The 7654-nt window shown below is 61.4% G+C and carries 7 protein-coding genes; 6 read left to right on the plus strand and 1 reads right to left on the minus strand.

The window, feature by feature from the left end:
- On the plus strand, window positions 1-1405 hold a 1405-nt coding region (locus ABI_RS08365; protein ID WP_169313715.1), incomplete at its 5' end, for a calcium-binding protein.
- Between the two features lie 53 nt (window positions 1406-1458).
- On the opposite strand, the gene ABI_RS08370 is transcribed toward ABI_RS08365, so the two are convergent.
- Entirely contained in the window at window positions 1459-3678 is a 2220-nt protein-coding gene (locus tag ABI_RS08370) for a putative bifunctional diguanylate cyclase/phosphodiesterase (RefSeq protein ID WP_245531313.1), read from the minus strand.
- A 216-nt stretch (window positions 3679-3894) separates the two neighbouring features.
- Between ABI_RS08370 and ABI_RS08375 the strand changes: the two genes are divergently transcribed.
- From ABI_RS08375 to gpmA, 5 genes are all read left to right on the plus strand, one after another.
- A complete protein-coding gene (locus tag ABI_RS08375) occupies window positions 3895-4488 on the plus strand; it encodes a glutathione S-transferase N-terminal domain-containing protein (RefSeq protein ID WP_006272481.1) in 594 nt (197 codons plus the stop codon).
- 35 nt (window positions 4489-4523) lie between these two features.
- Window positions 4524-5597 carry a peptide chain release factor 1 gene (gene prfA, locus ABI_RS08380; RefSeq protein ID WP_040309073.1) on the plus strand — a complete coding sequence of 358 codons (1074 nt, stop codon included), beginning with the start codon at window positions 4524-4526 and terminating at the stop codon, window positions 5595-5597.
- Between the two features lie 31 nt (window positions 5598-5628).
- Window positions 5629-5979 (plus strand): hypothetical protein, encoded by a 351-nt coding sequence (locus ABI_RS08385; protein ID WP_006272483.1) that lies wholly within the window; start codon window positions 5629-5631, stop codon window positions 5977-5979.
- Entirely contained in the window at window positions 5976-6770 is a 795-nt protein-coding gene (locus ABI_RS08390) for an MOSC domain-containing protein (RefSeq protein WP_040308720.1), read from the plus strand. Before ABI_RS08385 ends, ABI_RS08390 begins: the two co-directional genes overlap by 4 nt.
- A gap of 72 nt (window positions 6771-6842) precedes the next feature.
- Window positions 6843-7559 (plus strand): 2,3-diphosphoglycerate-dependent phosphoglycerate mutase, encoded by a 717-nt coding sequence (gene gpmA / locus ABI_RS08395; RefSeq protein ID WP_006272485.1) that lies wholly within the window; start codon window positions 6843-6845, stop codon window positions 7557-7559.
- Window positions 7560-7654: the final 95 nt, after the last annotated feature.

The raw sequence follows: 7654 nt of genomic DNA on the forward strand, positions 1-7654 counted from the left end.
CGTTGAGGTCGATAGTCTGATCGGCGGCGCGGGTAACGACCAACTGTTTGCCGGCTATGGTGACCATGTCGATGGCGGTACGGAAACCGACATTTTGCTGATGTCGCTGGCAGGCGCCACAGCAGGCGTTACAGCGGATCTGACGGCGGCATTCTCGGGTGGCGTGTCGACAATAGGGGGCGCCCTGTTGACCGGCCTTGAACAATACTCCGTCATTTACGGATCCTCCGATTCCGACGCCATTACAGTCGGCAATGCGTCTGAAAACAACGGGCCTGATGCGAATGGCCTGGGCGTCTATGCCGGTGATGGCAACGACACCCTGACCGGCGGTTCGGCGACAAACAGACTTCATGGCGAAGGCGGAAACGACAGCCTCAGCGGCCTGAGTGGCGGCGACGAACTGTACGGTGGCGAGGACGGCGATGTCCTCGAAGGCGGCCTTGGCAACGACACCATCGACGGGGGCGCCGGCAACGATACAGCCAGCTATGCGTCCGCGACGGCCGCCGTTACGGTCAGCCTGGCCATCACAGTGGCGCAGAATACCGGCGGCGCAGGTTCGGATACCTTGCTGGAAATCGAAAACCTCACAGGTTCGGGCTATGCCGACTCCCTGACCGGCAGTGACTCCGATAACGTACTGGACGGTGGCATCGGCAACGATACCCTGACCGGCGGTTTGGGAGATGATACCTACTATGTCCAAGCAACTGGGGACAAGGTCGTTGAACTGAACGGAGAAGGCACGGATATCATTTACTCATCTGCCAGCTACAGTTTAAGTGGACGATATGTCGAGGTTTTGACCCTGACCGGGACAGCCAATACGAATGCCACCGGCAACTCCCTGGGCAACACGTTGAACGGCAATACCGGCAGTAATAGTCTCGACGGCGCTGCCGGCAACGATACCATGGCGGGAGGTCTGGGAGACGATACCTACTACGTCCAGACTACGGGTGACAACGTCGTCGAAGCCGGCGGACAAGGCACGGACGTTATCTTCTCGACCGTCAGCTATAGTCTGAGCGGCCGCTTTGCCGAGGTCATCAATCTGACGGGTTCCGCCAATATCAACGCCACCGGGAATTCGACCAACAACACCTTGACCGGCAATGACGGTACCAACACCCTTAACGGCAAGGGAGGCGCGGACTACCTGGCGGGCGGCCTGGGGGCGGATGTCTTCCTGTTCGAAGCCAGCAGCGGCAAGGACACGATCACCGACTTCTCGGCGGCGCAGAACGACAGCCTCAACGTCAACGCCTATACGGGTGGTGTAGCCAATGCTGGGCTGGTTGCCCAGGTCGGCGGCAATGTCGTCATCACCTTCAGCAGCGCCAACACCATCACGGTGCTGAACGCCAGCCAGGCGGATGTGCTGGCGCACATGGTGTGGTGAGTTCCGCGCTAATCGGCGTTGTCAGGTTTCCGGGTGCAGGGTCTGCGACCCTGCTAGCTGACCTGTTTCATTTCGCTGAGGTCGCCATCGCTGATGGTCAGGCGGCGATCGGCGCGCATCATTTCATCGATCTCTTCGCGCGGAACCGGCCGTGAGAACAGGTAGCCCTGGATGATCTGGCAGCCGGACTGGCGCAGGATGTTCTTCTGGGCCCGGGTTTCGACGCCTTCGGCGACGATGTTCAGGTTCAGCGCCTTGCTCAGCTTGACGATGGCGCGGATGACGGCCTCGGCTTCCGGATCGACGCCCAAGTTCGACACGAAGGACCGGTCGATCTTGATCTTGTCGACCGGATAGCGGCTGAGATAGCCCAGCGACGAATAGCCGGTGCCGAAGTCGTCCAGCGCGATGGAGAAGCCCATGTGGCGCAGGTCGCTCAGCACGGTCTGGGTGGTGTTGTCGTCGTTGAGCAGGACGCCTTCAGTGATCTCGATCTCGATCTGGATGGCGGCCGTGCCGGTCTGGGCCAGCATATCGCGCATGTGGCCGACGAAGCAGGCGTGACGCAATTGGGTGGCCGAAACATTGACGGCGACCTTCAGGCCGGGCCAGCGGTGGCTGTCTTGCATGGCGCGGCGCATAACCAGGCTGCCCAGGTCGTGCATGAGGCCGCACTCTTCGGCCAGGGGAATGAAATAGGCTGGCGACACCGGACCGCGCGTCGCATGGGTCCAGCGGCAAAGCGCCTCGACCCCGACGATATTGCCGAAATGGTCGACCTGGGGCTGATAGACGACGTCGATGTCCTCGACGTGGATGGCTTCGCGCAGGCCCGTTTCCAGCATCTTGCGCAGCTTGATGGTGGCGTCCATCTCCAGTTCGAAGAAGGCGTACTGGCCGCGGCCCAGATCCTTGGCGCGGTACAGGGCCAGGTCCGCCTGGCGCAGGGCTTCGGCGGGTTCGATCTCGCCTTCATGGATCAGGGTGACGCCGATCGAGCAGGACGAAAAGACCTGGCCGCTTTCGAGATTGACCGTGCCGGTCAGGACTTCGAGCACGCGCTTGGCCAGGGCGGCGGCACTGAGGCCGTCGGTATCGGTCTGGATGATGACGAATTCGTCGCCGCCGAGGCGGGCCAGGGTGTCGCCGGAACGGATGATGCCGCTGATTTTCGCGGCGTTGTGGCGGATCAGTTCGTCGCCGGCCAGGTGACCCAGGGTGTCGTTGACGTCTTTGAAGCGGTCGAGGCCGATGCACATGACGGCGACCTGGCCGCCTTGCCGGTTCAGTCGTTCGCACGCCTGGTTCAGGCGGTCGGCGAACAGGGTGCGGTTGGGCAGGCCGGTGAGGTTGTCATGCAGCGCCATATGCTTGGCCTTGGCCTCGCTGGCGATCAGGCCTTGCGCTGCCTTCTGGCTCTGGTGCAACAGGACGATGGCGATGAGGCCGAGGCCCAGCGAAATCATCAGGACGGGACCGAGCGTGCGAACAAACAGGGTGCGGCCCGGCGTGTCGGGCCTCCACACCAGTTCGGCAATGGTCTCGCCGGTGGTTTCGTCGACGAAGGGCACCGACGCTGCGCCCTGGGGCTTGGCTTCGCCGGGGTGCATCAGAGTGATCTCGGACACCATGTAGCGTTGTGACAGGTCGACCAGTTCCTGACGGCTCAGTTCGTGGGTTCCGACGGCGACATAGGGCTTATAGGCCAGTAGTTTCGGATCGTGGCTGTCGGACAGTAGCAGGCTGGCGCCGATGATGTATATCTTGCCGTTGATGGCCTGCAGCTTGCCGGCGTGATTGCTTTCCGCGCTGTAGCTGAGGCGGCGGGCGGCGCGTTCGTCGAAGCGGGTGCGCAGGTCCTTGATCACCCCGTTGGCCTGGGTGGCGATGGCGTCGAAGGATTTGGGATCAACCTCCTCGCCTTTACGGTAGGCAAAGACGATACGGCCAGCATCGTCCATCAGGAAGTTGGATTCGAACTTGAGAAAGTTTTCGAAATAGCTGCCGATATTGTCCTTCACCCAGGTCTTGTCATACTTGACCTGGGTGCTTTCGACCGCCGCGTCCCAAATGGTGATGGGGGTCATCATCAGGGCGTGGTCGTCGGCCATCTGGCTGAGACCCAGGGTGACCAGCTTTTGTTCGCGGGTACGCGACAGGGTGTCGGCCTGTTCGGCCCACACCCACAGACTGCCCACCAAAGCGCAGACTGCTACCACGACGATCAAGGCCATCGGGGCCAGCAGTTTGAGTTCGCTCGCGCTACGTTTCACCAGTACCCTCATTCTGAGGTCAATTTTTATTCGTCAGTTGGGGACCGTAATCGAAACTTCTTAAATTAAGGCAAACGTTCGCCACGATTTGTTAGGATTTGGTTAACCATTTTGTGGTCCGGAATTGCCGCCGTTGCGGCATATATTTCCCTTGACGGGGCTGGGTTTGCAGGGGATGCGAACGGGGTGGGAAAATTTTGCGCAGGAAGACGTCGCATGAAACTTTTTGTCAACTCAGGATCGCCATTTGCCCGCAAGGTGCGGATTGTTCTGCGCGAGAAGGGCCTGATGCCGCGGGTGGAGGAGTGTTTCACTGTGCCGGTCGATAGTCCGGACGACCTGGTCGCAGCCAATCCGCTGGCTCAGATCCCGGCCCTGATCGATGATGATGGTGTGGGCTGGACCGACAGCGCCGTGATCTGCCACTGGCTGGACGGGCAGGGGGCGGGGGCGCGGCTGTTGCCGGACGGTGAGGCCGCCTGGCCGGTACGGCGGTTGGAGGTTCTTGCCGCCGGCATCCTGGAAATGACCGTGAAGATGGTGTTGGAAAACCGCCGGCCGGAGACGGAACGCTCGCCGTTCTGGCTGAAGCGGTGGGAAAGCAATCTGGTGCGCGGCTTTGCGGCGGCGGAAGCGGTCTGTCCCTCGCCCGACGTGTTTGATCTCGGCAGCCTGACCCTGGGCCTTGCGGCGACCTATGCCGACTTTCGCTATCCGCATATCGACTGGCGCGCGGTGGCGCCGAAGGTGGCGGCTTTGCAGGCACAACTGGAAAAGCGGCAGAGCTTTGTTGATACCTATCCGAAATAACGTTAAGCGGGGGCCTTGAGGAGTGCCCGCCGTTGATACATCTGCCCCAAGCCAAGCTCGACCAGGTCATGGACCGCTTTCGCATGATCGAGGCGCGTATGGAGTCGACGACGGACGGCGCCGAGATCGTCCGCCTGTCGAAGGAGCATGCCGAAATCAAGCCGGTCTGCGACGCGGTCGAACGGTTGCTCAAAGCGCGTAACCAGGTGCCGGAATTGGAAGAGATGATCGCGTTGGGCGATCCAGATCTGGCGCCTCTGGCCGAAGAAGAGCTGGGCGCGTTGAAGGAAAGCCTGCCGGACCTGGAGCGCGGGGTCGCGCTGCTGCTGGCGCCCAAGGACAAGGACGAGAACGCCTCGGCCATCCTGGAACTGCGCGCCGGTACGGGTGGCGACGAGGCGGCCTTGTTCGCCGGCGACCTGTTCCGCATGTATTCGCGCTATGCGGCGGCGCAAGGCTGGAAGGTCGAGGTCGACAGCCTGTCCGAAGGCGAGGCCGGCGGTTTCAAGGAAATCATTGCGTCAGTGACCGGCGAGGGTGTGTTCGGCAAGCTGAAGTTCGAGTCGGGTGTTCACCGGGTCCAGCGCGTGCCGGCGACCGAAGCCGGTGGCCGTATCCATACCTCGGCCGCGACCGTGGCGGTGCTGCCCGAAGCCGAGGATGTCGAGATCGAAATCCACGACAAGGACCTGCGCATCGACACCTACCGCTCGTCCGGCGCCGGTGGCCAGCACGTCAACAAGACCGACTCGGCGGTGCGTATCACCCACCTGCCGACCGGGATTGTCGTCACCAGCTCGGAAAAGTCGCAGCACCAGAACCGCGCCATCGCCATGCGTAACCTGAAGGCCCGCATGTACGACATGCAGCGCCAGGCACTGGATACGGCACGATCGGACTCGCGCAAGTCCCAGGTCGGCTCGGGCGACCGTTCGGAACGGATACGGACCTATAACTATCCGCAGGGCCGGGTCAGCGACCATCGCATCAATCTGACGCTCTATAACCTGCCGCAGTTCATGGAAGGTGACATGGGGCAGATGATCAATGCCCTGATCGCCGAGGACCAGGCGGAGCGTCTGGCACAGCTTGAGGAAGAGTTCCGCTAGGTGTAGGCTGTGTCCAGGCGGAGGTAGGATGATGGTGGACAAGATCAGCAAGATAGCCGGGCCGATAGTTTGGCTCGCCTACGTTCTCATTCAGGTCTTTGATGTGATGAAGCACAGCAATAGCTGGCTGGAATTTATTTGGCCATTTGGAGCCGCCTTGGGCTACTTCGCCGCCAATATGCTGATTTTACGTTTCCCGCGGGTCGCGGGAGCAATCCTGATTGCAACGACGACAGTGTTGGTTGTGGGGTTGCTGATTGAGGTTGTTGAGCATTGGCAATTCTTTGCTGACAATTGGGCGATCACGCTGATCGTTCTGTATCTGCCCGTCATGCTGCTACTATGGTTCGGCTATCAGAAACTGGAGCAAAGACGGAAATGACCGGCACTGTCTCGGCTCTGTGGCGTCATCCGGTCAAGGGGTTTACGCCGGAAGCCGTCACGCAGGCGACGTTGAGCGAAGGTGCCTTCTTTCCGTTCGACCGTCTGTTTGCGCTGGAGGTTGGGCCGTCTGGCTTTGATCCGGAAGCGCCCAGGACCATCTCCAAGATGAAGTTCGCCGTGCTCGCGCGGTTTGCCGCCGTCGCCCGGTTGCGGACGCAGTACGATGAGGACCGGGCTGTCCTGACCGTTTCGGATGGTGGCGAGACGGTGGAGTTCGCGCTGGATACCGGTGCCGGGCAGCAGGCGTTGGCACGCCATGTCGAGGGCGTTCTGGCCGTAAACGAGGACTATGACCCCGTTGTACAGCCGTTGAACCTCCTTGCGGCGCCTGAGCTAACGGACGCTTTTCGCTTTACCGACTCCGGGAAGGGGTTCGTGTCCTTCCTGAACCTCAACTCGCTGCGCGATGTCAGCGCGCGGATAGGCGGGCCGGCGCTCGATCCGCTGCGGCTGCGCGCCAATATCTGGGTTGAGGACTGGTCTGCGTTTGAAGATCATCGCTGGGTCGGCCGCACCTTGCGCATCGGCGACGATGGACCCGAACTGGAAGTGCTGAAACCGATTGTTCGCTGTGTCGCCACCCATGTGAATCCAACAACGGCCGAGCGCGACATCGACCTGTGCACGGCGCTGTGGGACAATTACGGTCATCGCGACTGCGGCATCTATGCCCGCATCGTCAAGGGCGGGGATGTAAGCCCGGGAGATGCGATCCATCTGGTGGCTTGACTTGCCAGCTTGACTTGGCTGAGCAGACTTCTATGTAGCCTGTGACTCCCACGATCCAGCATAGGTGCCTTCATGCCGACCCTCGTCCTGCTTCGCCACGGCCAAAGCCAGTGGAACCTCGAAAACCGCTTTACCGGCTGGGTCGATGTCGACCTCACCGCCGAGGGCGAGGCCCAGGCACGCCGCGGCGGCGAACTGATCAAGGAACAGGGCATCGAGATCGATCGCGCCTTTACGTCGGTTCTAACGCGCGCCATCCGCACCTGTAACCTGGCTTTGGATGCGGCGGGCCAGACCTATGTGCCGGTGACCAAGGACTGGCACCTGAACGAGCGCCACTATGGCGGGCTGACGGGGCTGGATAAGGCAGAAACGGCCGCCAAGCATGGCGAAGACCAGGTCCGGGTCTGGCGTCGGTCTTATGATGTGCCGCCGCCGCCGCTGGACGCCGGCGGGGAATATGATTTCAAGGCTGACCGCCGCTATGCCGGCGCCGAACTGCCGGATACCGAAAGCTTGAAGACAACCCTGGACCGTGTGTTGCCGTTCTGGGACGGGGCGATCACACCAGCCTTGACGTCGGGCGACACAGTCTTGGTGGCGGCGCATGGCAATTCGATCCGGGCAATCTTGAAGTTGCTGTTCAATCTGAGCGAAGAGGCGATCCTGGACGTCGAGGTGCCGACCAGCAATCCCTTGGTAATCGAACTGGATGCCGGTCTGAAGCCGGTGTCGGCACGGTATCTGGATGCAAGCCGCGCGAACCCGGTACCGGTATTGGTGGGGTAACCGTTGTAGGCAATGAAGGGCGCTGTAGCTCCCTCTCCCCGTTTACGGGGAGAGGGCTGGGGTGAGGGGCTTCTTTAATTGTCCGATGCGCCATC

Origin of the sequence: Asticcacaulis biprosthecium C19, from assembly GCF_000204015.1 — a bacterium.
In the GTDB taxonomy this organism is placed as follows: domain Bacteria; phylum Pseudomonadota; class Alphaproteobacteria; order Caulobacterales; family Caulobacteraceae; genus Asticcacaulis; species Asticcacaulis biprosthecius.